Origin of the sequence: Streptomyces sp. NPDC086549 (assembly GCF_044746205.1) — a bacterium.
Lineage (GTDB): Bacteria > Actinomycetota > Actinomycetes > Streptomycetales > Streptomycetaceae > Streptomyces.
This window is the reverse complement of the sequence record NZ_JBIVBS010000002.1, coordinates 843,849-866,789: the sequence shown is the minus strand read 5'-3', so window position 1 is coordinate 866,789 and position 22,941 is coordinate 843,849. Positions and strand designations below refer to the sequence as shown.

At 66.9% G+C, this 22,941-nt stretch carries 35 protein-coding genes; all 35 read left to right on the top strand.

The annotated features are described in order from the left end of the window. Window positions 1–168: 168 nt before the first annotated feature. The 35 genes from ACIPSA_RS10660 to ACIPSA_RS10490 all read left to right on the top strand — a co-directional run bounded on the left by ACIPSA_RS10660 (window position 169) and on the right by ACIPSA_RS10490 (window position 22,931). A complete protein-coding gene (locus ACIPSA_RS10660) occupies window positions 169–393 on the top strand; it encodes a hypothetical protein (protein ID WP_402631504.1) in 225 nt (74 codons plus the stop codon). Between the two features lie 520 nt (window positions 394–913). Then, window positions 914–1,222, top strand: a complete 309-nt coding sequence (rpsJ, locus tag ACIPSA_RS10655) for a 30S ribosomal protein S10 (RefSeq protein ID WP_003948644.1) — start codon at window positions 914–916, stop codon at window positions 1,220–1,222. A gap of 17 nt (window positions 1,223–1,239) precedes the next feature. Continuing rightward, the gene (rplC, locus tag ACIPSA_RS10650; RefSeq protein ID WP_306977562.1) at window positions 1,240–1,884 is read left to right on the top strand and encodes a 50S ribosomal protein L3; all 645 of its coding nucleotides are present in this window, start codon (window positions 1,240–1,242) and stop codon (window positions 1,882–1,884) included. An 8-nt stretch (window positions 1,885–1,892) separates the two neighbouring features. Continuing rightward, complete coding sequence (gene rplD / locus ACIPSA_RS10645) at window positions 1,893–2,546, top strand: 50S ribosomal protein L4 (RefSeq protein WP_402631502.1); 654 nt, start codon at window positions 1,893–1,895, stop codon at window positions 2,544–2,546. Further along, window positions 2,546–2,965 carry a 50S ribosomal protein L23 gene (rplW, locus tag ACIPSA_RS10640; RefSeq protein ID WP_145886671.1) on the top strand — a complete coding sequence of 140 codons (420 nt, stop codon included), beginning with the start codon at window positions 2,546–2,548 and terminating at the stop codon, window positions 2,963–2,965. The genes rplD and rplW overlap by 1 nt, the downstream gene beginning before the upstream one ends. Before the next feature lie 38 nt (window positions 2,966–3,003). Continuing rightward, the gene (gene rplB, locus ACIPSA_RS10635; RefSeq protein ID WP_030745243.1) at window positions 3,004–3,840 is read left to right on the top strand and encodes a 50S ribosomal protein L2; all 837 of its coding nucleotides are present in this window, start codon (window positions 3,004–3,006) and stop codon (window positions 3,838–3,840) included. Between the two features lie 12 nt (window positions 3,841–3,852). Beyond that, complete coding sequence (gene rpsS / locus ACIPSA_RS10630) at window positions 3,853–4,134, top strand: 30S ribosomal protein S19 (RefSeq protein WP_003992359.1); 282 nt, start codon at window positions 3,853–3,855, stop codon at window positions 4,132–4,134. A 44-nt stretch (window positions 4,135–4,178) separates the two neighbouring features. Next, a complete protein-coding gene (gene rplV / locus ACIPSA_RS10625; RefSeq protein WP_003974262.1) occupies window positions 4,179–4,526 on the top strand; it encodes a 50S ribosomal protein L22 in 348 nt (115 codons plus the stop codon). Next, window positions 4,526–5,347 (top strand): 30S ribosomal protein S3, encoded by an 822-nt coding sequence (gene rpsC, locus ACIPSA_RS10620; RefSeq protein ID WP_003998826.1) that lies wholly within the window; start codon window positions 4,526–4,528, stop codon window positions 5,345–5,347. The genes rplV and rpsC overlap by 1 nt, the downstream gene beginning before the upstream one ends. Before the next feature lie 5 nt (window positions 5,348–5,352). Next, a complete protein-coding gene (gene rplP / locus ACIPSA_RS10615) occupies window positions 5,353–5,772 on the top strand; it encodes a 50S ribosomal protein L16 (RefSeq protein ID WP_004927269.1) in 420 nt (139 codons plus the stop codon). After that, on the top strand, window positions 5,772–5,996 hold the full coding sequence (gene rpmC, locus ACIPSA_RS10610) for a 50S ribosomal protein L29 (protein ID WP_030174543.1): 225 nt from the start codon (window positions 5,772–5,774) through the stop codon (window positions 5,994–5,996). The genes rplP and rpmC overlap by 1 nt, the downstream gene beginning before the upstream one ends. Further along, window positions 5,996–6,277 carry a 30S ribosomal protein S17 gene (rpsQ, locus tag ACIPSA_RS10605; protein ID WP_263211605.1) on the top strand — a complete coding sequence of 94 codons (282 nt, stop codon included), beginning with the start codon at window positions 5,996–5,998 and terminating at the stop codon, window positions 6,275–6,277. Before rpmC ends, rpsQ begins: the two co-directional genes overlap by 1 nt. 99 nt (window positions 6,278–6,376) lie before the next feature. Beyond that, on the top strand, window positions 6,377–6,745 hold the full coding sequence (gene rplN / locus ACIPSA_RS10600; protein WP_003998823.1) for a 50S ribosomal protein L14: 369 nt from the start codon (window positions 6,377–6,379) through the stop codon (window positions 6,743–6,745). A gap of 2 nt (window positions 6,746–6,747) precedes the next feature. Beyond that, window positions 6,748–7,071 (top strand): 50S ribosomal protein L24, encoded by a 324-nt coding sequence (gene rplX / locus ACIPSA_RS10595; RefSeq protein ID WP_402631495.1) that lies wholly within the window; start codon window positions 6,748–6,750, stop codon window positions 7,069–7,071. Then, window positions 7,071–7,628, top strand: coding sequence for a 50S ribosomal protein L5 (gene rplE / locus ACIPSA_RS10590; protein ID WP_359064305.1), 558 nt, complete (start codon window positions 7,071–7,073; stop codon window positions 7,626–7,628). Before rplX ends, rplE begins: the two co-directional genes overlap by 1 nt. A gap of 5 nt (window positions 7,629–7,633) precedes the next feature. After that, window positions 7,634–7,819, top strand: coding sequence for a type Z 30S ribosomal protein S14 (locus ACIPSA_RS10585; RefSeq protein ID WP_003948630.1), 186 nt, complete (start codon window positions 7,634–7,636; stop codon window positions 7,817–7,819). A 212-nt stretch (window positions 7,820–8,031) separates the two neighbouring features. After that, window positions 8,032–8,430, top strand: a complete 399-nt coding sequence (gene rpsH / locus ACIPSA_RS10580; RefSeq protein ID WP_007384075.1) for a 30S ribosomal protein S8 — start codon at window positions 8,032–8,034, stop codon at window positions 8,428–8,430. A gap of 24 nt (window positions 8,431–8,454) precedes the next feature. Next, window positions 8,455–8,994 (top strand): 50S ribosomal protein L6, encoded by a 540-nt coding sequence (gene rplF, locus ACIPSA_RS10575; protein ID WP_402631491.1) that lies wholly within the window; start codon window positions 8,455–8,457, stop codon window positions 8,992–8,994. Between the two features lie 3 nt (window positions 8,995–8,997). Next, window positions 8,998–9,381 (top strand): 50S ribosomal protein L18, encoded by a 384-nt coding sequence (gene rplR, locus ACIPSA_RS10570; protein ID WP_402631488.1) that lies wholly within the window; start codon window positions 8,998–9,000, stop codon window positions 9,379–9,381. A 39-nt stretch (window positions 9,382–9,420) separates the two neighbouring features. After that, window positions 9,421–10,026 (top strand): 30S ribosomal protein S5, encoded by a 606-nt coding sequence (gene rpsE / locus ACIPSA_RS10565; RefSeq protein WP_015658456.1) that lies wholly within the window; start codon window positions 9,421–9,423, stop codon window positions 10,024–10,026. Further along, a complete protein-coding gene (rpmD, locus tag ACIPSA_RS10560; RefSeq protein WP_003974250.1) occupies window positions 10,026–10,208 on the top strand; it encodes a 50S ribosomal protein L30 in 183 nt (60 codons plus the stop codon). Before rpsE ends, rpmD begins: the two co-directional genes overlap by 1 nt. 2 nt (window positions 10,209–10,210) lie before the next feature. Then, window positions 10,211–10,666, top strand: coding sequence for a 50S ribosomal protein L15 (gene rplO / locus ACIPSA_RS10555; protein WP_402631485.1), 456 nt, complete (start codon window positions 10,211–10,213; stop codon window positions 10,664–10,666). Window positions 10,667–10,901: 235 nt separating this feature from the next. After that, window positions 10,902–12,215, top strand: a complete 1,314-nt coding sequence (gene secY, locus ACIPSA_RS10550) for a preprotein translocase subunit SecY (protein WP_402631482.1) — start codon at window positions 10,902–10,904, stop codon at window positions 12,213–12,215. Then, entirely contained in the window at window positions 12,215–12,880 is a 666-nt protein-coding gene (locus ACIPSA_RS10545) for an adenylate kinase (protein WP_402631479.1), read from the top strand. The genes secY and ACIPSA_RS10545 overlap by 1 nt, the downstream gene beginning before the upstream one ends. Before the next feature lie 99 nt (window positions 12,881–12,979). Then, window positions 12,980–13,816 carry a type I methionyl aminopeptidase gene (gene map / locus ACIPSA_RS10540; protein WP_402631766.1) on the top strand — a complete coding sequence of 279 codons (837 nt, stop codon included), beginning with the start codon at window positions 12,980–12,982 and terminating at the stop codon, window positions 13,814–13,816. A 244-nt stretch (window positions 13,817–14,060) separates the two neighbouring features. Beyond that, a complete protein-coding gene (gene infA / locus ACIPSA_RS10535; RefSeq protein ID WP_004927214.1) occupies window positions 14,061–14,282 on the top strand; it encodes a translation initiation factor IF-1 in 222 nt (73 codons plus the stop codon). Window positions 14,283–14,341: 59 nt separating this feature from the next. Next, complete coding sequence (gene rpmJ / locus ACIPSA_RS10530) at window positions 14,342–14,455, top strand: 50S ribosomal protein L36 (protein ID WP_003998809.1); 114 nt, start codon at window positions 14,342–14,344, stop codon at window positions 14,453–14,455. A gap of 188 nt (window positions 14,456–14,643) precedes the next feature. After that, window positions 14,644–15,024 carry a 30S ribosomal protein S13 gene (rpsM, locus tag ACIPSA_RS10525; protein WP_116148529.1) on the top strand — a complete coding sequence of 127 codons (381 nt, stop codon included), beginning with the start codon at window positions 14,644–14,646 and terminating at the stop codon, window positions 15,022–15,024. 65 nt (window positions 15,025–15,089) lie between these two features. Further along, window positions 15,090–15,494 (top strand): 30S ribosomal protein S11, encoded by a 405-nt coding sequence (rpsK, locus tag ACIPSA_RS10520; protein ID WP_003956432.1) that lies wholly within the window; start codon window positions 15,090–15,092, stop codon window positions 15,492–15,494. Between the two features lie 154 nt (window positions 15,495–15,648). Continuing rightward, the gene (locus tag ACIPSA_RS10515; protein WP_003966937.1) at window positions 15,649–16,671 is read left to right on the top strand and encodes a DNA-directed RNA polymerase subunit alpha; all 1,023 of its coding nucleotides are present in this window, start codon (window positions 15,649–15,651) and stop codon (window positions 16,669–16,671) included. A 125-nt stretch (window positions 16,672–16,796) separates the two neighbouring features. After that, entirely contained in the window at window positions 16,797–17,297 is a 501-nt protein-coding gene (rplQ, locus tag ACIPSA_RS10510) for a 50S ribosomal protein L17 (RefSeq protein WP_402631475.1), read from the top strand. A 74-nt stretch (window positions 17,298–17,371) separates the two neighbouring features. Continuing rightward, complete coding sequence (truA, locus tag ACIPSA_RS10505; protein ID WP_402631472.1) at window positions 17,372–18,238, top strand: tRNA pseudouridine(38-40) synthase TruA; 867 nt, start codon at window positions 17,372–17,374, stop codon at window positions 18,236–18,238. Window positions 18,239–18,619: 381 nt separating this feature from the next. Next, window positions 18,620–20,035: a glycosyltransferase family 2 protein gene (locus ACIPSA_RS10500; RefSeq protein WP_402631763.1), complete on the top strand. Its 1,416-nt coding sequence runs from the start codon at window positions 18,620–18,622 to the stop codon at window positions 20,033–20,035. After that, window positions 20,035–21,057, top strand: a complete 1,023-nt coding sequence (locus tag ACIPSA_RS10495) for a glycoside hydrolase family 26 protein (RefSeq protein WP_402631469.1) — start codon at window positions 20,035–20,037, stop codon at window positions 21,055–21,057. The genes ACIPSA_RS10500 and ACIPSA_RS10495 overlap by 1 nt, the downstream gene beginning before the upstream one ends. Next, on the top strand, window positions 21,054–22,931 hold the full coding sequence (locus ACIPSA_RS10490; protein WP_402631466.1) for an ArnT family glycosyltransferase: 1,878 nt from the start codon (window positions 21,054–21,056) through the stop codon (window positions 22,929–22,931). The genes ACIPSA_RS10495 and ACIPSA_RS10490 overlap by 4 nt, the downstream gene beginning before the upstream one ends. The last annotated feature ends 10 nt before the right edge of the window (window positions 22,932–22,941 follow it).

The following is a 22,941-nucleotide window of genomic DNA, read 5'->3' as shown; positions in this document are numbered from 1 at the left end:
CCTTGACTCGGCTCGCTCCAGCACGGGTGAGAAGCGAGCGGGCAGCCCGGGGAAAGTGGCCGGCTTGGGGGGTTTGCCCTGGGGTGGGCTGCGTTCTGGGCCGGGGTGGTGGGGGCGCATCGACCGAGTGGCGGCACGCCGGGTGGGTTTGGCGGCGCGGGGTCGGTGGTGGGTGGGAGCGCGGGCGCCCCTCGGATCGCCGACATCCTCGGCACCGCATCCCACCTGGCGGACCCCACCGGCCGCAGCGCCCCCGCGCTGGTCTTCAGGATGTGGCGAGTAGCCCACCTCCCACCCGTCCTGCGCCCCGACTCGGACGCGCCGGAGACCGGAAGGGCGGGCTTCCGGGCGTACGACGAGGCGCTGGAGGAGTTGCTCGCGCCGGGTCAGTAGCCACTGCCACACCCGGAAACCACTGCCACACCCGGAAGTCACTGCCACACCCGACTGCGGACCGTACGCGAGGCGTCTGAGCCTTCGCTTCGCTGACCTGCCGTGCCCCGTGTTTGACCTACGTCACCCTCGGGGTATTCTCTCCGGCCCGATTGGCCAGGCCCCCACCCCATATGGCAGACTGTCCGAGTTGCTCGGTCGAGTGTTGATGCTGCGCGCCTCCCGCCGGGAGGACCGGAAGCGAGTCCCACAGTACTCGTCGCCCTAACTGCCTGCGGGCAGCACTGGGGCGGACGTACGGGAATCTTCCGGGAAGTGTGAGCGCGGCACCGGCCAGGCGCTCGGTGGGCCTTCCGCCCCCGGCTTGCGGTTCCGGTAGGGCCGTGTGCAGTCCCGTAGGGATGTTCGAACAAGGGGCATCTCTGTCAGCGGGAGCGCGACACGCCCGACCGCGTGGGTCGGAGGACGGGAAGAGGAACACCGAGTTCCAGAGCGTTACAGACAGGACTACTGAGTAGCCATGGCGGGACAGAAGATCCGCATCCGGCTCAAGGCCTACGACCACGAGGTCATCGACTCCTCGGCGAAGAAGATCGTCGAGACGGTGACCCGCACTGGTGCGTCGGTCGCGGGCCCGGTGCCGCTGCCCACTGAGAAGAACGTGTACTGCGTCATCAAGTCGCCGCACAAGTACAAGGACTCGCGCGAGCACTTCGAGATGCGCACGCACAAGCGCCTGATCGACATTCTCGACCCCACCCCCAAGACCGTTGACTCTCTGATGCGACTCGACCTCCCGGCCGGTGTCGACATCGAGATCAAGCTCTGAGGGTCGGTGAGCTGAGAATGGCTAAGCAGATCAAGGGCATCCTGGGCGAGAAGCTCGGCATGACGCAGGTGTGGGACGAGAACAACCGTGTTGTTCCGGTCACCGTCGTCAAGGCCAGCCCCAACGTCGTCACCCAGGTCCGTACGAACGATGTCGACGGCTACGAGTCCGTCCAGATCGCTTTCGGCGAGATCGACCCGCGCAAGGTGAACAAGCCCCTCAAGGGTCACTTCGCCAAGGCCGACGTCACTCCCCGCCGCCACCTCGTCGAGATCCGTACCGCTGACGCCAGCGAGTACACCCTCGGCCAGGAGATCACCGCTGAGGTGTTCGAGGCCGGCATCAAGGTCGACGTGACCGGCAAGAGCAAGGGCAAGGGCTTCGCCGGTGTCATGAAGCGTCACAACTTCAAGGGCCTCGGCGCCGGACACGGCACCCAGCGCAAGCACCGCTCGCCCGGTTCCATCGGTGGCTGCGCCACCCCGGGCCGCGTGTTCAAGGGCCTCCGTATGGCGGGTCGCATGGGCAACGAGCGGGTCACCACCCAGAACCTGACCGTCCACGCCGTTGACGCGGAGAAGGGTCTGCTGCTCATCAAGGGCGCGGTTCCCGGTCCGAACGGCGGCCTCGTCCTGGTCCGCACCGCGGCCAAGGGGGCCTGAGGTAACCGATGAGCACTGTTGACATCCTTTCGCCGGCGGGCGACAAGGCCGGTTCCGTCGAGCTCCCCGCGGAGATCTTCGACGCCAAGGTCAGCGTTCCGCTGATCCACCAGGTCGTCGTCGCGCAGCTGGCCGCTGCCCGTCAGGGCACGCACAAGACGAAGACCCGTGGCGAGGTCCGTGGTGGTGGCAGGAAGCCTTACCGCCAGAAGGGCACCGGTCGCGCCCGTCAGGGCTCGACCCGCGCGCCGCAGTTCGCCGGTGGTGGCGTCGTGCACGGCCCGCAGCCGCGTGACTACTCGCAGCGCACCCCGAAGAAGATGAAGGCCGCCGCCCTGCGCGGTGCCCTCACCGACCGGGCGCGTCACAACCGCATCCACGTCGTCTCCGGCGTGGTCGAGGGCGGCAACCCGTCCACGAAGGCCGCGAAGAGCCTGTTCGGCAAGATCTCGGAGCGCAAGAACCTGCTCCTGGTCGTCGAGCGCGCTGACGAGGCCGCGTGGCTGTCCGCCCGCAACCTGCCCCAGGTCCACATCCTGGAGCCGGGCCAGCTGAACACGTACGACGTTCTCGTCTCGGACGACGTGGTCTTCACCCAGGCCGCTTTCGAGTCCTTCGTGTCTGGCCCCAAGGCCGCTGACACCGAAGGGAGCGAAGCCTGATGGCTACGCGTCACCCGAGCATTGCCTCGAAGGCCGCCAAGGCCGCCAAGGCCGCGCGCGTCGCCAAGGCGCGTCGCCACGCCACCGAGGGCAAGAACACCGTCGAGACCCCGCTGAGCAAGTCGTACACGGACCCCCGTGACGTGCTGCTCAAGCCGGTCGTCTCCGAGAAGAGCTACGCGCTTCTCGACGAGAACAAGTACACGTTCATCGTCGACCCGAACGCCAACAAGACCCAGATCAAGCAGGCCGTCCAGGCGGTCTTCTCGGTCAAGGTCACCGGGGTCAACACGATCAACCGCCAGGGCAAGCGCAAGCGCACGAAGACCGGCTTCGGTCAGCGTGCCGGCAGCAAGCGCGCGATCGTGACCCTCGCCGAGGGCGACCGTATCGACATCTTCGGCGGTCCGACCGCGTAAGCGGGTCGGATCGTCCGATATCGGACGAGGACTGAGAAATGGGAATCCGCAAGTACAAGCCGACTACGCCGGGCCGTCGTGGCGCCAGCGTCGCCGACTTCGTCGAGGTCACGCGGTCCACGCCGGAGAAGTCGCTGGTCCGCCCCCTGCACAGCAAGGGCGGCCGTAACAACGCCGGTCGTGTGACCGTTCGCCACCAGGGTGGCGGACACAAGCGCGCCTACCGTGTGATCGACTTCCGTCGTCACGACAAGGACGGCGTGCCGGCGAAGGTCGCGCACATCGAGTACGACCCCAACCGCACCGCGCGCATCGCGCTGCTGCACTACGCCGACGGCGAGAAGCGCTACATCCTCGCCCCGCGCAACCTGCAGCAGGGTGACCGCGTCGAGAACGGTCCCGGGGCCGACATCAAGCCGGGCAACAACCTGGCCCTCCGCAACATCCCGGTCGGTACCACGGTCCACGCGATCGAGCTCCGTCCCGGTGGCGGCGCCAAGTTCGCTCGCTCCGCGGGTGCCTCGGTGCAGCTGCTGGCGCGTGAGGGCGCCATGGCGACCCTCCGTATGCCGTCCGGCGAGATCCGCATGGTGGACGCGCGCTGCCGCGCCACCATCGGTGAGGTCGGCAACGCCGAGCAGAGCAACATCAACTGGGGTAAGGCCGGCCGTAAGCGGTGGCTGGGCGTTCGCCCGACCGTCCGTGGTGTCGTGATGAACCCGGTTGACCACCCGCACGGTGGTGGTGAGGGCCGGACCTCCGGTGGTCGCCACCCTGTGTCCCCGTGGGGCAAGAAGGAAGGCCGTACTCGTTCGCCCAAGAAGGCGTCGAACAAGTACATCGTCCGCCGCCGCAAGACGAACAAGAAGCGCTAAGGACGGGTTGAGATGCCTCGTAGCCTGAAGAAGGGGCCCTTCGTCGACGACCACCTGATCAAGAAGGTGGACGCCCAGAACGAAGCTGGCACCAAGAACGTCATCAAGACCTGGTCCCGCCGCTCGATGATCGTCCCGGCCATGCTGGGCCACACGCTCGCGGTGCACAACGGCAAGACCCACATCCCGGTGTTCGTCACCGAGTCGATGGTCGGCCACAAGCTCGGCGAGTTCTCGCCGACCCGCACCTTCCGGGGCCACGTCAAGGACGACCGGAAGTCGAAGCGCCGCTAGTAGCGGATCGCATTCAGACACGTAAGTAACTGAGAGGGACAACCATGGAAGCCAGGGCCCAGGCGCGGTACATCCGCGTTACGCCCATGAAGGCCCGCCGCGTGGTGGACCTTATCCGTGGCATGGATGCCACGGAGGCTCAGGCTGTTCTGCGATTCGCTCCGCAGGCAGCCTCCGTGCCGGTCGGCAAGGTGCTCGACAGCGCCATCGCCAACGCCGCGCACAACTACGACCACACCGACGCCGACAGCCTCTTCATTTCCGAGGCGTACGTCGACGAGGGCCCGACCCTGAAGCGGTTCCGGCCGCGTGCCCAGGGCCGTGCCTACCGGATCCGCAAGCGGACCAGCCACATCACCGTGGTCGTCAGCAGCAAGGAAGGAACCCGGTAATGGGCCAGAAGGTTAACCCGCATGGGTTCCGGCTCGGTGTCACCACGGACTTCAAGTCCCGGTGGTACGCCGACAAGCTGTACAAGGACTACGTCAAGGAAGACGTCGCCATCCGTCGGATGATGACGTCCGGCATGGAGCGCGCCGGTATCTCGAAGGTTGAGATCGAGCGCACCCGTGACCGCGTGCGTGTGGACATCCACACCGCTCGTCCGGGCATCGTCATCGGCCGCCGTGGCGCCGAGGCCGACCGCATCCGCGGCGACCTCGAGAAGCTCACGGGCAAGCAGGTCCAGCTGAACATCCTCGAGGTCAAGAACCCCGAGACCGACGCTCAGCTGGTTGCCCAGGCCGTTGCCGAGCAGCTCTCCTCCCGCGTCTCCTTCCGCCGCGCCATGCGTAAGAGCATGCAGTCGGCGATGAAGGCCGGCGCCAAGGGCATCAAGATCCAGTGCGGTGGCCGCCTCGGCGGCGCCGAGATGTCCCGCTCGGAGTTCTACCGCGAGGGCCGTGTGCCCCTGCACACGCTCCGCGCGAACGTGGACTACGGCTTCTTCGAGGCCAAGACGACCTTCGGCCGCATCGGTGTGAAGGTCTGGATCTACAAGGGCGACGTCAAGAACATCGCCGAGGTCCGCGCCGAGAACGCTGCGGCCCGTGCGGGTAACCGCCCGGCCCGTGGTGGTGCCGACCGCCCGGCCCGTGGTGGCCGTGGTGGCGAGCGGCGCGGTCGCAAGCCGCAGCAGGCTGCCGGCGCCGAGGCCCCCAAGGCCGAGGCTCCCGCGTCCGCTCCGGCTGAGAGCACCGGAACGGAGGCCTGACCGACATGCTGATCCCCCGTAGGGTCAAGCACCGCAAGCAGCACCACCCGAAGCGCCGTGGTCAGGCCAAGGGCGGTACGACGGTCGCGTTCGGCGAGTACGGCATTCAGGCCCTCACGCCGGCGTACGTGACCAACCGCCAGATCGAGGCGGCCCGTATCGCGATGACCCGCCACATCAAGCGTGGCGGCAAGGTCTGGATCAACATCTACCCGGACCGCCCGCTGACCAAGAAGCCTGCCGAGACCCGCATGGGTTCCGGTAAGGGTTCGCCGGAGTGGTGGATCGCGAACGTTCACCCGGGTCGGGTGATGTTCGAGCTGTCCTACCCGAACGAGAAGATCGCCCGTGAGGCCCTCACTCGCGCAGCCCACAAGCTGCCGATGAAGTGCCGGATCGTCAAGCGCGAGGCAGGTGAAGCGTGATGTCGGCCGGTACCAAGGCGTCCGAGCTGCGCGAACTGGGCAACGAGGAGCTTCTGGGCAAGCTCCGCGAGGCCAAGGAAGAGCTGTTCAACCTCCGCTTCCAGGCGGCGACGGGCCAGCTCGAGAACCACGGCCGTCTGAAGGCGGTCCGCAAGGACATCGCGCGGATCTACACCCTGATGCGCGAGCGTGAGCTGGGCATCGAAACGGTGGAGAGCGCCTGATGAGCGAGAAGAACGTGACTGAGCAGACCGAGCGCAACGCACGGAAGACCCGTGAGGGTCTGGTCGTCAGCGACAAGATGGACAAGACCGTCGTCGTCGCCGTCGAGGACCGCGTGAAGCACGCCCTGTACGGCAAGGTCATCCGCCGTACGAACAAGCTCAAGGCGCACGACGAGCAGAACGCTGCCGGCGTCGGCGACCGTGTCCTCCTGATGGAGACCCGGAAGCTGTCGTCCAGCAAGCACTGGCGCGTCGTCGAGATCCTCGAGAAGGCCAAGTAATTCTCCTGCGGGGCATCCCTCGCAGGACAGTTCCGCCAGGCTCCGGGGGCCGCTCGCTGAGCGGCCCCCGGGGAACCGGCAGACAAACAGGAGATAGACGTGATCCAGCAGGAGTCGCGACTGCGCGTCGCCGACAACACTGGTGCGAAGGAAATCCTTTGCATCCGTGTGCTCGGTGGCTCCGGTCGCCGCTACGCGGGCATCGGTGACGTCATCGTCGCCACCGTCAAGGACGCGATCCCCGGTGGCAACGTGAAGAAGGGTGACGTCGTCAAGGCGGTCATCGTTCGCACCGTCAAGGAGCGCCGCCGTCCGGACGGCTCGTACATCCGCTTCGACGAGAACGCCGCCGTCATTCTGAAGAACGACGGCGACCCTCGCGGCACCCGCATCTTCGGCCCGGTCGGCCGTGAGCTGCGCGAGAAGAAGTTCATGAAGATCATCTCGCTCGCGCCGGAGGTGCTGTAAGCATGAAGATCAAGAAGGGCGACCTGGTCCAGGTCATCACCGGTAAGGACAAGGGCAAGCAGGGCAAGGTCATCGCGGCCTTCCCCCGCGAGGACCGCGTCCTGGTCGAGGGTGTCAACCGGGTCAAGAAGCACACCAAGGCCGGCCCGACCGCCAGCGGTTCGCAGGCTGGTGGCATCGTCACGACCGAGGCCCCGATTCACGTGAGCAACGTTCAGCTCGTCGTGGAGAAGGACGGCAACAAGGTCGTCACGCGTGTCGGTTACCGCTTCGACGAAGAGGGCAACAAGATCCGCGTTGCCAAGCGGACGGGTGAGGACATCTGATGGCTACCACCACCACTCCGCGTCTGAAGCAGAAGTACCGCGAGGAGATCGCGGGCAAGCTGCGTGACGAGTTCAAGTACGAGAACGTCATGCAGATCCCCGGTCTCGTCAAGATCGTGGTCAACATGGGTGTGGGCGACGCCGCCCGCGACTCCAAGCTGATCGATGGCGCCATCCGCGACCTCACCACGATCACCGGCCAGAAGCCGCAGGTCACCAAGGCCCGTAAGTCCATCGCGCAGTTCAAGCTGCGTGAGGGCCAGCCGATCGGTGCCCACGTCACGCTCCGTGGCGACCGCATGTGGGAGTTCCTGGACCGCACCCTGTCGCTCGCGCTGCCGCGCATCCGCGACTTCCGCGGCCTGTCCCCCAAGCAGTTCGACGGCCGTGGCAACTACACCTTCGGTCTCACGGAGCAGGTCATGTTCCACGAGATCGACCAGGACAAGATCGACCGCACCCGGGGTATGGACATCACCGTGGTGACCACGGCGACCAACGACGCTGAGGGCCGCGCGCTCCTTCGTCACCTCGGCTTCCCCTTCAAGGAGGCGTGAGCGAGATGGCGAAGAAGGCTCTGATCGCTAAGGCTGCTCGCAAGCCCAAGTTCGGTGTGCGTGGCTACACCCGCTGCCAGCGCTGCGGCCGTCCGCACTCCGTGTACCGCAAGTTCGGCCTGTGCCGCGTGTGCCTTCGTGAGATGGCTCACCGTGGCGAGCTGCCGGGCGTGACCAAGAGCTCCTGGTAATCCCTGTAATAGGGGATTCCTGAAGCTCTCGGTAAGCATCTGGGTCGGCAGGGGCCCTTCTCCGCATGCCGTAGGCTTGTGGGGTTGGGCGCCTGCCGCGCCCGTACGACTTACTACGCCGTAGGTCCACCGCGCCGCACCCGCCCCGTCTCGGATCGGGGAGAGGGATGGCGCACCAGGAAACCCCGGCGAGAGAGGCCGAAGGCCAATTCATGACCATGACTGATCCGATCGCAGACATGCTTACGCGTCTGCGGAACGCGAACTCGGCATACCACGATTCCGTGACGATGCCGGCATCGAAGATCAAGTCGCACATCGCGGAGATCCTCCAGCAGGAGGGCTTCATCACGGGCTGGAAGGTCGAGGACGCCGAGGTCGGCAAGAACCTCGTCCTCGAGCTGAAGTTCGGCCCGAACCGTGAGCGCTCCATCGCGGGCATCAAGCGGATCTCCAAGCCCGGTCTCCGGGTGTACGCGAAGTCCACCAACCTGCCGAAGGTGCTGGGCGGCCTCGGCGTGGCGATCATCTCCACGTCGCACGGGCTCCTCACCGACAAGCAGGCCGGCAAGAAGGGCGTGGGTGGGGAAGTCCTCGCCTACGTCTGGTAGCGGAAGGGAACGGAGGAAACAGCTATGTCGCGTATTGGCAAGCTCCCCATCACGGTTCCCGCCGGCGTGGACGTCACCATCGACGGCCGTACGGTCTCGGTCAAGGGCCCCAAGGGCTCGCTGACCCACACCGTCGTGGCGCCGATCGAGATCGCCAAGGGTGAGGACGGCGTTCTGAACGTCACCCGCCCCAACGACGAGCGTCAGAGCAAGGCCCTGCACGGCCTGTCCCGCACGCTGGTGGCGAACATGATCACCGGCGTGACCCAGGGTTACGTGAAGAAGCTCGAGATCAGCGGTGTCGGTTACCGCGTTACGGCCAAGGGCTCGAACCTCGAGTTCGCGCTCGGCTACAGCCACCCGATCGTCGTCGAGGCGCCCGAGGGCATCACCTTCAAGGTGGAGACCCCGACCCGCTTCCAGGTCGAGGGCATCGACAAGCAGAAGGTCGGCGAGGTTGCGGCCAACATCCGCAAGCTGCGCAAGCCTGACCCGTACAAGGCCAAGGGCGTCAAGTACGAGGGCGAAGTCATCCGCCGCAAGGTCGGAAAGGCGGGTAAGTAAGCCATGGCATACGGGCAGAAGATCCTCAAGGGCGACGCCTACAAGCGCGCCGCGATCAAGCGCCGTCACATCCGGATCCGCAAGCGGATCTCCGGTACGGCGGAGCGTCCCCGTCTGGTCGTGACCCGCTCCAACCGCCACATCGTGGCGCAGGTGATCGACGACCTCAAGGGCCACACCGTGGCTTCCGCGTCCACCCTGGACGTGTCCGTCCGCGGTGGCGAGGGCGACAAGTCCTCGCAGGCCAAGCAGGTCGGCGCCCTGGTCGCCGAGCGTGCCAAGGCCGCCGGTGTCGAGGCTGTCGTGTTCGACCGTGGTGGCAACCAGTACGCCGGGCGCATCGCCGCCCTGGCGGACGCCGCCCGCGAAGCCGGGCTCAAGTTCTGAGCCTGCCGTAGCTAGCGGAAACAGAGAGAGGTAATTCCAATGGCTGGACCCCAGCGCCGCGGTGGCGGTGCCGGTGGCGGCGAGCGGCGGGACCGGAAGGGCCGTGACGGCGGCGCTGCTGCCGCCGAGAAGACCGCGTACGTTGAGCGCGTTGTCGCGATCAACCGCGTCGCCAAGGTTGTGAAGGGTGGTCGTCGCTTCAGCTTCACCGCGCTGGTCGTGGTGGGCGACGGTGACGGCACCGTGGGTGTCGGTTACGGCAAGGCCAAGGAGGTGCCGGCCGCCATCGCCAAGGGCGTTGAGGAGGCCAAGAAGCACTTCTTCAAGGTCCCCCGGATCCAGGGCACCATCCCGCACCCGATCCAGGGTGAGAAGGCTGCCGGCGTCGTGCTGCTCAAGCCCGCGTCCCCGGGTACCGGTGTTATCGCCGGTGGTCCGGTGCGTGCCGTGCTCGAGTGCGCCGGTATCCACGACATCCTGTCGAAGTCGCTCGGCTCCGACAACGCGATCAACATCGTGCACGCGACCGTGGAGGCCCTGAAGGGCCTGCAGCGTCCCGAGGAGGTCGCGGCCCGCCGTGGTCTGCCGCTCGAGGACGTCGCCCCCGCGGCTCTGCTTCGTGCGCGTGCCGGGGCGGGTGCGTGATGGCTCAGCTGAAGATCACGCAGGTCAAGTCCTACATCGGTAGCAAGCAGAACCACCGCGACACCCTGCGCTCCCTTGGTCTCAAGGGCATCAACACGCAGGTCGTCAAGGAGGACCGCCCCGAGTTCCGCGGCATGGTGCACACCGTCCGCCACCTCGTGACGGTCGAGGAGGTCGACTGATCATGGCGGAGCAGAACCCGCTCAAGATCCACAACCTCCGTCCCGCCCCCGGCGCCAAGACCGCCAAGACCCGTGTCGGTCGTGGTGAGGCGTCTAAGGGTAAGACGGCCGGTCGTGGTACCAAGGGTACGAAGGCCCGTTACCAGGTTCCGGAGCGCTTCGAGGGTGGCCAGATGCCCCTCCACATGCGCCTCCCGAAGCTGAAGGGCTTCAAGAACCCGTTCAAGATCGAGTTCCAGGTCGTGAACCTCGACAAGCTCGCCGCGCTCTACCCCGAGGGTGGCGAGGTTACGGTCGAGGGTCTGGTGGCCAAGGGTGCCGTTCGCAAGAACAGCCTCGTCAAGGTCCTCGGCCAGGGCGAGATCTCCGTGGCGCTGCAGGTGACGGTCGACGCCGTCTCCGGCTCCGCCAAGGAGAAGATCACCGCCGCCGGCGGTACCGTCACCGAGCTCGTCTGACCCCGTCAGGCGTCTCGATGACTTGAGCGATCCCGACCGGGGATATCCCACATATGGGGTATCCCCGGTCGGTCGTTCCAAGGGGGGTAGTCTCGCGGGTAAGGTGGCCTGCACTGCCCACTTTCCTTGGGTGCTTCACATGGGGCACTCTGAGCGGCAGTTGACCGTTACGTATTTGTCGAATTCCTCAGACCGTCACCCTTGACGCAGTTGCGCGGGGGTCGCAGGAGGCACCGTGCTCACCGCGTTCGCCCGGGCGTTCAGGACGCCCGACCTGCGCAAGAAGCTGCTCTTCACGCTGGGCATCATCGTGGTGTACCGAGTCGGTACCCACGTTCCGATCCCCGGCGTCAACTACTCCGCCGTACAGCAGTGTGTGACCGAGGCCTCCGGCAACCAGGGCCTGTTCGGTCTGGTCAACATGTTCAGTGGCGGCGCGCTGCTGCAGATCACGATCTTCGCGCTCGGCATCATGCCGTACATCACGGCCAGCATCATCCTTCAGCTGCTGACCGTCGTGATCCCGCGCCTGGAAGCCCTCAAGAAGGAGGGCCAGGCCGGTACGACGAAGATCACGCAGTACACCCGCTACCTGACCGTGGCGCTCGCCATCCTGCAGGGCACCGGCCTCGTCGCCACCGCCCGCAGCGGTGCCCTGTTCAACGGGTGCTCCGTCGCGAGCAGCATCGTCCCGGACCGGGCGATCTTCTCCACCATCACGATGGTCATCTGCATGACCGCCGGTACGGCCGTCGTCATGTGGCTCGGTGAGCTCATCACCGACCGCGGCATCGGCAACGGCATGTCGATCCTGATGTTCATCTCGATCGCCGCGACCTTCCCGTCCGCGCTGTGGGCCATCAAGAAGCAGGGCACCCTGGCCGGCGGCTGGATCGAGTTCGGCACCGTCATCGCCGTCGGTCTGATCATGGTGGCGCTCGTCGTCTTCGTCGAGCAGGCCCAGCGCCGGATCCCCGTGCAGTACGCGAAGCGCATGATCGGCCGTCGTTCCTACGGTGGTACGTCCACGTACATCCCGCTGAAGGTCAACCAGGCGGGTGTGATTCCCGTCATCTTCGCGTCGTCGCTGCTCTACATTCCGGCCCTCGTTGCCCAGTTCGCCGGCGGCAACTCGGGCTGGAAGCAGTGGGTCACGCAGAATCTGACCAAGGGTGACCACCCGATTTACATCACGATGTACTTCTTGCTCATCGTTTTCTTCGCGTTCTTCTACGTGGCGATCTCCTTCAACCCCGAAGAAGTCGCCGACAACATGAAGAAGTATGGTGGCTTCATCCCGGGCATCCGGGCTGGCCGACCGACCGCTGAGTACCTCAGCTATGTGCTCAACCGGATCACCTGGCCGGGTTCGCTGTATCTGGGTCTGATCGCTCTTGTACCGACGATGGCGTTGGTTGGTTTCAATGCAAGCCAGAACTTCCCGTTCGGCGGCACCAGCATCCTGATCATCGTGGGTGTCGGTCTCGAGACGGTGAAGCAGATCGAGAGCCAGCTCCAGCAGCGCAATTACGAAGGGTTCCTCCGCTGATGCGTATCGTCCTCGTCGGGCCGCCGGGTGCCGGTAAGGGAACGCAAGCTGTTCGCCTTGCCGAGAAGCTGAAGATCCCGCACATCTCCACGGGCGATCTGTTCCGGGCCAACATCAGCCAGCAGACGGAGCTCGGGAAGCTCGCGAAGTCCTACATGGACGCCGGAAACCTCGTCCCGGACGAGGTCACCATCGGCATGGCCAAGGACCGCATGGAGCAGCCGGACGCCGTGAACGGCTTCCTGCTCGACGGCTTCCCGCGCAACGTCTCGCAGGCCGAGGCGCTGGACGAGCTGCTCAAGACCGAGGGCATCAAGCTCGACGCCGTGCTGGACCTGGAGGTCCCCGAGGACGAGGTGGTCAAGCGCATCGCCGGCCGCCGCATCTGCCGCAAGGAGTCGAGTCACGTCTTCCACGTGACGTACAGCCCGCCGAAGAAGGAGGGCGTCTGTGACGTCTGCGGCGGCGAGCTGTACCAGCGCGACGACGACTCCGAGGAGACCGTCCGCAAGCGGCTGGAGGTCTACCACACGCAGACCGAGCCGATCATCGACTACTACAAGGCTCAGGGCCTGGTCGTGACGATCTCCTCGCTGGGTCCGGTGGACGAGATCACGCAGCGGGCGCTCGAGGCGCTCAAGCGCGACAAGGACGACGAGAAGTAGTTCTCGGGCCTTTCCGGCCGCGGTGCCTGCCCGGGCGCCGCGGCCGTACTGTTGTGTAGATAACCGGTTGACGTGAGTGACGGAGAGCGCAGGCCCCTCATGGTGCAGATCAAGAGCCCCGAGCAGATCGCGAAGATGCGTACGGCGGGGCTGGTGGTCGCCGCGATCCATGCGGCCACGCGGGAGGCGGCGGTCCCCGGGGCCAGCACCAAGGACCTGGACGAGGTCGCCCGCAAGGTGCTCGCGGAGCACGGCGCGAAGTCGAACTTCCTCGGCTACGGCGGCTTCCCCGCGACGATCTGCACCTCGGTGAACGACGTGGTGGTCCACGGCATCCCGTCCGACAAGGTCGTCCTCAAGGACGGCGACGTCATCTCCATCGACTGCGGCGCGATCGTCGACGGCTGGCACGGCGACGCGGCCTACACGGCCTTCGTCGGCTCCGGTCACTCCCCGGAGCTGATCGAGCTCTCCCGGGTGACCGAGGAGTCGATGTGGGCCGGCATCGCGGCCATGAAGCAGGGCAACCGGCTCGTGGACGTCTCCCGCGCGATCGAGACGTACATCCGCCGCCAGCCGAAGCCCGGCGGCGGCCGTTACGGGATCATCGAGGACTACGGCGGCCACGGCATCGGCACCGAGATGCACATGGACCCGCACCTGCTGAACTACGTCGAGCGCCGCCGGGGCAAGGGCCCCAAGCTGGTCCCCGGCTTCTGCCTCGCCATCGAGCCGATGGTCTCCCTGGGCACCCCGAAGACCGAGGTCCTGGAGGATGACTGGACGGTCATCACCACGGACGGCACCTGGTCCTCGCACTGGGAGCACTCGGTTGCCCTGACGGAGCAGGGCCCTCTGGTGCTGACGGCGCCCGACGGCGGCAAGGCGAAGCTCGCGGAGTACGGGATCACGGCCGCACCGGACCCCCTGGCCTGATGGCTACGGCGAGTGGTGTGTCGCTCGCCTCACGTGACTGCGGGTGCGGCTGTGCCCACCCGCCCACTGCCTTGGCGCGAAGCGACGCATAGTGATCTCCATCGCGGGGCAGGCTCACTCGATTCGTGTTTCCGGGTGCGCTGGCGTAGACTGACTCGTCGGCTCTCGTGCACCCGCATGTCCGCATGCGCCCGTAAGGGAAAGCAGGAGAGTCGATCAAGGTAGTCGATTCGAAGGGCGAAGCGTGGCCAAGAAGCAAGGTGCCATCGAGATCGAGGGCACTGTCGTCGAGTCTCTGCCGAACGCCATGTTCAGGGTCGAGCTCCAGAACGGCCACCAGGTCCTGGCACACATCAGCGGCAAGATGCGTATGCACTACATCCGCATCCTCCCTGACGACCGGGTCGTGGTGGAGCTGTCTCCGTACGACCTGACGCGTGGCCGGATCGTCTACCGCTACAAGTAGATCTTGCCCGCACTCCGCTCCGGCGGGGTGGTGGCACTGACCCGGAGAACCTCAATCCCATGAAGGTCAAGCCGAGCGTCAAGAAGATCTGCGACAAGTGCAGGGTGATCCGCCGTCACGGTCGGGTCATGGTCATCTGCGAGAACCCGCGCCACAAGCAGCGCCAGGGCTGACGCACGACCGAACCCTCTGCACCTCGCAGGGATTCGCGCGACGCAAGCTGAATATGTTCATACGCAGAACCCAGGCGAGCGATCGCCTGACACCCCCGGCTCGGAGGCCGGGGACCCAGTTCGTACCTGGTACGGCGGCTGGGGTCCGGTTCTGCGGAAGACCTCCGAAGATCACCAGGAGCCATTGAATGGCACGCGTTTCCGGTGTTGACATCCCGCGCGAAAAGCGCGTGGAGGTCGCCCTCACCTACGTGTTCGGCATCGGCCGGACCCTCTCTCAGGAGACGCTGGCAGCGACCGGCGTCGACCCGAACACCCGCGTTCGTGACCTGACCGAAGAGCAGCTGGTCGCGATCCGCGAGTACGTCGACAACAACATCAAGACCGAGGGTGACCTCCGTCGTGAGATCCAGGCCGACATCCGCCGCAAGGTGGAGATCGGTTGCTACCAGGGTCTCCGTCACCGCCGCGGTCTCCCTGTCCGCGGTCAGCGCACCAGCACCAACGCCCGCACCCGCAAGGGCCCGCGTCGCGCCATCGCCGGCAAGAAGAAGCCGGGCAAGAAGTAGTCCGCAGCGGACACCTGTCCACGGTCTTCGCTGTAGGACCGACCACCTCCCGTAGGAGTTAAAGGATGCCCCCCAAGGGACGTCAGGGCGCTGCCAAGAAGGTGCGCCGCAAGGAAAAGAAGAACGTCGCTCACGGCCACGCGCACATCAAGAGCACGTTCAACAACACGATCGTCTCCATCACGGACCCGTCCGGCAACGTGATCTCCTGGGCCTCCGCCGGCCACGTCGGCTTCAAGGGCTCCCGGAAGTCCACGCCGTTCGCCGCGCAGATGGCCGCCGAGTCGGCTGCCCGCCGCGCCCAGGAGCACGGCATGCGCAAGGTCGACGTGTTCGTGAAGGGCCCGGGTTCCGGTCGTGAGACCGCGATCCGCTCCCTGCAGGCCACGGGCCTCGAGGTCGGCTCCATCCAGGACGTCACCCCGACCCCGCACAACGGCTGCCGTCCGCCGAAGCGCCGCCGCGTCTGACGCACGGCCGCTTCGCGAGACAGCGGTTTCGGGCGGTACGGCTCCGTACAGGGGCCGTACCGCCCGTACCCTTGCAGTACCCGCACTTTCACGAGCGCGGTTTCCGTAGGGCGTCAAATAGCGGGCGTCCACGAATGAAGGATCTGATCCACACATGCTGATCGCTCAGCGTCCCTCGTTGACCGAAGAGGTCGTCGACGAGTTCCGCTCCCGGTTCGTGATCGAGCCGCTGGAGCCGGGCTTCGGCTACACCCTCGGCAACTCCCTCCGCCGCACCCTCCTGTCGTCGATCCCCGGCGCTGCTGTCACCAGCATCCGCATCGACGGTGTCCTGCACGAGTTCACCACCGTGCCGGGCGTCAAGGAGGATGTCACCGACCTGATCCTCAACATCAAGCAGCTGGTCGTCTCCTCGGAGCACGACGAGCCGGTCGTGATGTACCTGCGCAAGCAGGGTCCGGGTCTGGTCACCGCCGCCGACATCGCGCCCCCGGCCGGTGTCGAGGTGCACAACCCCGACCTGGTCCTCGCCACGCTCAACGGCAAGGGCAAGCTGGAGATGGAGCTGACCGTCGAGCGCGGTCGCGGCTACGTCTCCGCCGTGCAGAACAAGCAGGTGGGCCAGGAGATCGGCCGTATCCCGGTCGACTCCATCTACTCGCCGGTTCTGAAGGTCACGTACAAGGTCGAGGCCACGCGTGTCGAGCAGCGGACCGACTTCGACAAGCTGATCGTCGACGTCGAGACGAAGCAGGCCATGCGTCCGCGTGACGCCATGGCGTCGGCCGGCAAGACCCTGGTCGAGCTGTTCGGTCTCGCCCGCGAGCTGAACATCGACGCCGAGGGCATCGACATGGGCCCGTCCCCCACGGACGCCGCCCTGGCCGCCGACCTCGCGCTGCCGATCGAGGAGCTGGAGCTCACGGTCCGCTCCTACAACTGCCTCAAGCGTGAGGGCATCCACTCCGTGGGTGAGCTCGTCGCCCGCTCCGAGGCCGACCTCCTCGACATCCGCAACTTCGGTGCGAAGTCGATCGACGAGGTCAAGGCGAAGCTGGCCGGCATGGGCCTGGCCCTGAAGGACAGCCCGCCCGGATTCGACCCGACCGCCGCCGCCGACGCCTTCGGCGCCGACGACGACGCGGACGCGGGTTTCGTGGAGACTGAGCAGTACTGATCCGGTACTGACCGTTTCCCACCTCCGGGGCCCGGAAGGGCCCCGGATCTCCGACGGGCAACCGCCCGCTCGGATACTGACCCCGGTACCTGACACGGCCGGGGCAGACACACAGGAGATGAACAATGCCGAAGCCCACCAAGGGTGCCCGTCTGGGCGGCAGCGCCGCGCACGAGAAGCTGCTCCTCGCGAACCTCGCGAAGTCGCTCTTCGAGCACGGCCGTATCACCACCACCGAGGCGAAGGCCCGCCGCCTGCGCCCGTACGCCGAGCGTCTGGTCACCAAGGCGAAGAAGGGCGACCTTCACAACCGCCGTCAGGTGCTCCAGGTCATCACGGACAAGAGCATCGTCCACACGCTCTTCACCGAGATCGGCCCGCGTTACGAGAACCGTCCGGGTGGCTACACCCGCATCACCAAGATCGGTAACCGCCGTGGCGACAACGCGCCCATGGCTGTCATCGAGCTGGTCGAGGCGCTGACGGTGGCGCAGCAGGCGACCGGTGAGGCCGAGGCCGCGACGAAGCGCGCGGTCAAGGAGGCCGAGGAGGCCAAGGTCGAGGAGACCAAGGCCGACGAGGTCGTCGAGGACGCGGCTCCGGCCGAAGAGTCCAAGGACGCCTGAGGCTCTGCCTTGCAGTGAACGGGTCCGCCCCTCGGGGGGCGGGCCCGTTCCGCGTTTCCTGAGAGGATCCAGGAGTGAGTGACGAAGTACAGCCCGGTTACGTCCGTATCCGCCTCGACCTGTCCTACGACGGTTCCGACTTCCACGGGTGGGCCAAGCAGGCCGGCGGGAAGCGGACCGTGCAGGGGGAGATCGAGGACGCCCTGCGCACGGTGACCCGGTCGGGGGACACGGCGTACGAGCTGACCGTCGCCGGGCGCACCGACGCCGGGGTGCACGCGCGGGGACAGGTCGCGCATGTCGATCTGCCCGAACAGGTCTGGCGTGAGCATCACGAGAAGCTGCTCAAGCGGCTCGCCGGGCGCCTGTCGAGGGACGTACGGGTGTGGGCCCTCAGGGAGGCGCCCAGCGGCTTCAACGCCCGTTTCTCCGCCGTCTGGCGGCGCTACGCCTACCGCGTCACCGACAACCCGGGCGGTGTGGACCCGCTGCTGCGGGGCCACGTCCTCTGGCACGACTGGCCGCTCGACGTGGACGCCATGAACGAGGCCGCCGAGCGGCTGCTGGGGGAGCACGACTTCGCCGCCTACTGCAAGAAGCGGGAGGGCGCGACCACGATCCGTACGCTCCAGGAGCTGAGTCTGGCGCGCGGTGCCGACGGGATCATCACCGCCACCGTGCGCGCCGACGCCTTCTGCCACAACATGGTGCGCTCGCTGATCGGGGCGCTGCTGTTCGTGGGGGACGGGCACCGTGCGCCCGACTGGCCGGGGAAGGTGCTCGCGGCCGGGGTCCGGGACTCGGCCGTGCATGTCGTACGGCCGCACGGGCTGACTCTGGAGGAGGTCGGCTACCCCGCCGACGAACTGCTGGCCGCGCGGAACAAGGAGGCGCGGAACAAGCGGACGTTGTCTCGTTCGCCAGGATGTGAAACCTGTTAGTTACCCCGCATTTCGCATCGGATATGCCTCATGTCGGGACTTACCCGGCGTAAGTGCCATGCTGTCACTTACCAGATTCACACCACTCGGTTAAAGTTGCCCGGCCTGGACGCCAGTTCGCATGGGGTGGCCGGGGTTGGCTGGGGGGTCGACGGGTCGTTCCGGCCCGGGGTAGGAAATCCGATGAGTTCAGTGGGTCCCGTGCGGACCGGGGGGCGTCGTGCCGTGCGCCAGAGCGGTGGGCGGCGACGGGCCGGACGTGGTCAGAACGCTTCGCTGGGGCTGTTGCCGCTGCCGCCGACGGACAAGGAGAAGTACTCCTACGCGCGTCGGCATCTGTGGATCCTGACGATCAGCTCGCTCGTCAGCTTCTGCTGCCTGGTGGCGAGCCAGTTCAAGCTGGCGCAGTCCACGCCGGTGCTGTGGATCTACACGCCGCTGCTCGTCTTCACGGTCGTCTACTACCTGGTGTCGTTGCGGGTGAACGGCTTCACCCGGGACTTCGACATCGCGCACCACCGGCAGCTGGTCCAGAACTGGCGGCCGGAGGTGTACCCGTCGGTCGACGTGTTCCTGCCGGTGTGCGGTGAGCCCATCGAGGTGCTGCACAACACCTGGCGGCACGTGCGGGCGATGGCCGACCGCTACCCCGGCATCTGCCTGCCGTTCGTCCTCGACGACGGCGCCAGCCCCGAGCTGGAGGCGATGGCCCACGACTTCGGGTTCCGCTACGGCACCCGGGAGAACCGCGGCTGGTTCAAGAAGGCCGGCAACCTGCACTTCGGCTTCGGCCAGTCCGCCGGGGAGTTCATCCTCATCCTGGACGCCGACTTCACCCCGCGCGCCGACCTGCTCGAGGAGATCCTGCCGTACATGGACGACGACCCGCGCATCGGGATCGTCCAGTCCCCGCAGTACTTCCGCGTGCTGGACTCGCAGAACTGGATCGAGCGTGGCGCGGGTGCGGTGCAGGAGCTGTTCTACCGGTCCGTGCAGGTCTCCCGGCAGGGCAGCGACGGCGCGATCTGCGTCGGCAGCTGCGCCGTCTACCGACGTGCGGCGCTGGAGACCAACGGCGGCACGACGCTGATCGAGCACTCCGAGGACGTACACACCGGCTTCGACCTGCGTGGCCTGGGCTGGGACCTGCGCTATGTGCCCGTCGCCGTCTCCACCGGCGTGTGCCCGGACAGCGCGGGAGCCTTCTTCAATCAGCAGTACCGCTGGTGCTCGGGCTCGATGAGCCTGCTCGGCAGCCGGAAGTTCTGGCAGCGCAAGATCAAGTTCTCCAGTCGCCTGTGCTACATGTCCGGGTTCTTCTACTACATCCACACCGCGCTGTTCACCTTCGCGGCGCCGGTGATCCCGATCGTGCTGCTGCTGATGATGCCGGAGAAGCTCAAGGTCGAGCACCTGCTCCTGGTGGCGCCCAGCATCCTCTACACCACGATCATCTTCCCGATGTGGCACAAGGCGCCCTACCGCCTGGAGGCCTGGGCGGCCCGCATGATGTACGGCTGGGCGCATGTCTTCGCCATCTGGGACATCCTGCGCAAGAACCGCATGGGCTGGCAGCCGACCGGTTCCTCCGGCGCCAAGAAGAACAAGACCCGGCGCTTCTGGATCGGCATGTGGGTGTGGAGCGGCGGCACGGCCCTGGTCTGGGTGACCGCGGCGGTGTACCGGACGTTCACCATGAACGCCCCGGACTTCGCCCTGATCCTGTCCTCCGGGCTCTTCTACGCCCTGGTCGTGGGCCGTGTCCTGGTGCAGCCCCGGTCGGAGGCGGCTGTCTGATGCTTCTGGAGAATCGTTTCCTCAAGGGGTGGGCGCTCTTTGCCGCCTCCCTGCTCACCGTGCTCGCCCTCAGTGGCTGCTCCCTCCTCGGTGACGACTCCTCGCGGGAGGGGCAGGGCAGGGCCGCCGGTGCGGACCCCTCCGCGAGCACCGGCTCGGACGTCCCCTACGACGTGGTGCCGCTGCTGAAGCCCGCGAAGAAGTACTTCGGTGCCGCCGTTGCCGGGGCGCCGACCTCCATGAAGGCCGTCGGCGCCTACACGAAGATGGTCGGCAAGCAGCCCAACCTGATCGAGTACTACGCGGGCTGGGGTGACGGCTTCGACGCCAGCGGGGTGCGCAGGGCGTGGGCCGAGGGCGCGCTGACGCTGATGTCCTGGGAACCCTTCGACACCTCGATCGGTGACATCGCCGCCGGGAAGTCGGACGCGTACATCAAGGAGTACGCGACGGCGGTCCGGAAGCTGAACCTGCCCGTGGTGGTCGACTTCGCGGACGAGTTCAACGGCCACTGGGAGAAGTGGGGGACCCAGGGCACGACCCCCGCGCAGTACGTGGCCGCCTGGCGGCACATCCACAAGACGTTCCTGGACGCCGGCGCCTCCAACGTCATCTGGGCCTGGGCGCCGAACATCGTCAACCCGGTGCCGGACGTGAAGCTGAAGCCGTACTACCCGGGTGACGCCTACGTCGACTGGATCGGTCTGGTCGGCTACTTCACGGCGGGCCAGGACAACGCATTCGACAGCGTGTTCGGGCCCACCCGGGACCAGATCCGCACCTTCACCAAGAAGCCGATGCTCCTGCTGGAGACCGCCGCCGTGCCCGGCGAGCGGCGCCGTGCCGACGTCCGCAACCTGTTCGCGGGCGTCGAGGCCGACGACGACATGATCGGCTTCATCTGGTTCAACCACAAGAAGCGCGCCGACTGGCGGCTGGAGGCGAGCCCGCTGGCATTGAAGGAGTTCAAGCACCTGGCCGCCGACGACCGTTTCGGCTTCGACGTACGGAAGCCGTCATGACCTCGCGCCCCGAGCACTACACTCCCCGGCCCTACGACCCCTACGCCGACGACGGCGAGGCCGGCGGATGGTTCAACTCCGACGGGTACGTTCCGCGGCAGCCGAGCCACGACGGTCATGAGGGCCCTCAGGGCTACGAGGGCCCTCAGGGCTACGAGGTCCCTCAGGGCTACGAGGTCCCTCAGGGCTACGAGGTCCCCCAGGGTTACGACTACGACCCACGGGTGTACCCGTACCAGCAGCAGGACGACCAGGACGACCAGCCGACGTTCGCACTGCGCACGGTGGCGGAGCCGGCACCGGCGGAACCGGAACCGGCACCGGCGGAACCGGGCTATCACATCCCCGAGACCCCGGACGCGGGCTGGGACGACACCCCGAGCCGTCGGCGGGCCTGGGTCAGCCGCGGGGTTCTCGCCATCCTCCTGGTCGTCCAGACGATCCTGTCGCTGATGCTGTCCAACACGGCGTTCCAGGACGAGGCCCTGTACCTGGCGGCGGGCCACAACATCATGGACCACTGGACGAACGGCACCCCGCTGCACAGCGGCTACGAGTCGTACTTCTCCGGGTCGCCGATGCTCTACCCCGTGGCAGCGGCCTTCGTCGACGGGTACTTCGGCCTGTCCGGGGCCCGTGTACTCAGCCTGCTCTGCATGCTGGGCGCCACCGTGCTGCTGTACTCCTTCACCCGGCGGCTGTTCAACGAACGGGTCGCGCTGGTGGCGGCCGCGCTGTTCGCGGTCACCCAGCCGACGATCGTGCTGGGCTGGTTCGCCACCTACGACGCCCCGGCGATCTTCCTGCTGGCCCTGTCGGCGTGGATCATCGTCCGCACCAGCCGTGCGCCCGCGCTCGCCGTGCTGCTCGCGGCGCCGGTCATGGTGCTGGCGGTCGCGGTGAAGTACGCCTCCGCGCTCTACGTCCCCACACTGGTCGTCCTCGCCGCGCTGACCGCCTGGCATCACCGCGGCTGGCGTTGCGTGCCGCGCGCGCTCCTGCTGGGTGTCGGCACCGCCGTCCTGGCCGGGGCCGGCCTGATGTACACCGATGTGCTCGCCGGCGTCCGCCAGACCACCACCAACCGCGCCCACGGCACCGAAGCCGCGTCCGCGCTGCTGCAGAAGTCCGCGGAGTGGGGCGGGCTGATGTTCGCCACCGCCGTCGCGGGGGCCGTCGCCTACGCGCTGCGCGGCCGCATGAACGAGTCGCCCCGCTCCTACGGCCTGCACGGCCCCGGCTGGCGCTGGCGTGCCCTGCTCGGCGTGACCCTGACCGGGACCGCGCTGCTGGCACCGGCGTACCAGATCCATCTGCACACCGCCGTCTCGCTCTACAAGCACCTCGACTTCGGTCTGCTCTTCGCCGCCCCGATGGCGGGCATCGGCGTGATCCGGCTGGTCGGCAAGCACTTCCGCTACCCGCAGCTGGGCATCCTGATCTGGGTCAGCGCCCTGTGCCTGGGCGTCTCGCAGTCCGAGTGGCGGTACGGGCTGTGGCCCGACTCCACGAACATGGTCAAGGCGATCGAGCCGTACATGAAGCCGAAGAGCCACTACCTCGGCGAGACCTACGAGGTGCCCGTCTACTACCTGCGGGACAAGACGGACCACTCCCAGTGGACCTCCACCTACGGCATCGGTTACGCGGACAAGAAGGGCGTCGTCCACCACGGGAACGAGGGCTACCGTCTCGCTCTCCGGGACGGCTACTTCGACCTCGTCGTCCTGGACGGGGTCGCGACGCCGGGCTTCGACGCGTACATCGAGCGGCAGGTCACCGAGAGCGGGCACTACCGGCTGGTCGGCAAGATCCCGTTCCGGCTCAGCTCGGGCGGTACCGGTACGTACCGGGTGTGGGCGAAGACCTCCTGAGCCCCCCGCC

Excerpts from the sequence above, each read along its gene's own strand:
- rpsJ (WP_003948644.1), top strand. The coding sequence starts at position 914 with ATGGCGGGACAGAAGATCCGCATCCGGCTCAAGGCCTACGACCACGAG.
- rplC (WP_306977562.1), top strand. The coding sequence starts at position 1,240 with ATGGCTAAGCAGATCAAGGGCATCCTGGGCGAGAAGCTCGGCATGACG.
- rplD (WP_402631502.1), top strand. The coding sequence starts at position 1,893 with ATGAGCACTGTTGACATCCTTTCGCCGGCGGGCGACAAGGCCGGTTCC.
- rplW (WP_145886671.1), top strand. The coding sequence starts at position 2,546 with ATGGCTACGCGTCACCCGAGCATTGCCTCGAAGGCCGCCAAGGCCGCC.
- rplB (WP_030745243.1), top strand. The coding sequence starts at position 3,004 with ATGGGAATCCGCAAGTACAAGCCGACTACGCCGGGCCGTCGTGGCGCC.
- rpsS (WP_003992359.1), top strand. The coding sequence starts at position 3,853 with ATGCCTCGTAGCCTGAAGAAGGGGCCCTTCGTCGACGACCACCTGATC.
- rplV (WP_003974262.1), top strand. The coding sequence starts at position 4,179 with ATGGAAGCCAGGGCCCAGGCGCGGTACATCCGCGTTACGCCCATGAAG.
- rpsC (WP_003998826.1), top strand. The coding sequence starts at position 4,526 with ATGGGCCAGAAGGTTAACCCGCATGGGTTCCGGCTCGGTGTCACCACG.
- rplP (WP_004927269.1), top strand. The coding sequence starts at position 5,353 with ATGCTGATCCCCCGTAGGGTCAAGCACCGCAAGCAGCACCACCCGAAG.
- rpmC (WP_030174543.1), top strand. The coding sequence starts at position 5,772 with ATGTCGGCCGGTACCAAGGCGTCCGAGCTGCGCGAACTGGGCAACGAG.
- rpsQ (WP_263211605.1), top strand. The coding sequence starts at position 5,996 with ATGAGCGAGAAGAACGTGACTGAGCAGACCGAGCGCAACGCACGGAAG.
- rplX (WP_402631495.1), top strand. The coding sequence starts at position 6,748 with ATGAAGATCAAGAAGGGCGACCTGGTCCAGGTCATCACCGGTAAGGAC.
- rplE (WP_359064305.1), top strand. The coding sequence starts at position 7,071 with ATGGCTACCACCACCACTCCGCGTCTGAAGCAGAAGTACCGCGAGGAG.
- ACIPSA_RS10585 (WP_003948630.1), top strand. The coding sequence starts at position 7,634 with ATGGCGAAGAAGGCTCTGATCGCTAAGGCTGCTCGCAAGCCCAAGTTC.
- rpsH (WP_007384075.1), top strand. The coding sequence starts at position 8,032 with ATGACCATGACTGATCCGATCGCAGACATGCTTACGCGTCTGCGGAAC.
- rplF (WP_402631491.1), top strand. The coding sequence starts at position 8,455 with ATGTCGCGTATTGGCAAGCTCCCCATCACGGTTCCCGCCGGCGTGGAC.
- rplR (WP_402631488.1), top strand. The coding sequence starts at position 8,998 with ATGGCATACGGGCAGAAGATCCTCAAGGGCGACGCCTACAAGCGCGCC.
- rpsE (WP_015658456.1), top strand. The coding sequence starts at position 9,421 with ATGGCTGGACCCCAGCGCCGCGGTGGCGGTGCCGGTGGCGGCGAGCGG.
- rpmD (WP_003974250.1), top strand. The coding sequence starts at position 10,026 with ATGGCTCAGCTGAAGATCACGCAGGTCAAGTCCTACATCGGTAGCAAG.
- rplO (WP_402631485.1), top strand. The coding sequence starts at position 10,211 with ATGGCGGAGCAGAACCCGCTCAAGATCCACAACCTCCGTCCCGCCCCC.
- ACIPSA_RS10545 (WP_402631479.1), top strand. The coding sequence starts at position 12,215 with ATGCGTATCGTCCTCGTCGGGCCGCCGGGTGCCGGTAAGGGAACGCAA.
- map (WP_402631766.1), top strand. The coding sequence starts at position 12,980 with ATGGTGCAGATCAAGAGCCCCGAGCAGATCGCGAAGATGCGTACGGCG.
- rpmJ (WP_003998809.1), top strand. The coding sequence starts at position 14,342 with ATGAAGGTCAAGCCGAGCGTCAAGAAGATCTGCGACAAGTGCAGGGTG.
- rpsM (WP_116148529.1), top strand. The coding sequence starts at position 14,644 with ATGGCACGCGTTTCCGGTGTTGACATCCCGCGCGAAAAGCGCGTGGAG.
- rpsK (WP_003956432.1), top strand. The coding sequence starts at position 15,090 with ATGCCCCCCAAGGGACGTCAGGGCGCTGCCAAGAAGGTGCGCCGCAAG.
- ACIPSA_RS10515 (WP_003966937.1), top strand. The coding sequence starts at position 15,649 with ATGCTGATCGCTCAGCGTCCCTCGTTGACCGAAGAGGTCGTCGACGAG.
- rplQ (WP_402631475.1), top strand. The coding sequence starts at position 16,797 with ATGCCGAAGCCCACCAAGGGTGCCCGTCTGGGCGGCAGCGCCGCGCAC.
- ACIPSA_RS10495 (WP_402631469.1), top strand. The coding sequence starts at position 20,035 with ATGCTTCTGGAGAATCGTTTCCTCAAGGGGTGGGCGCTCTTTGCCGCC.
- ACIPSA_RS10490 (WP_402631466.1), top strand. The coding sequence starts at position 21,054 with ATGACCTCGCGCCCCGAGCACTACACTCCCCGGCCCTACGACCCCTAC.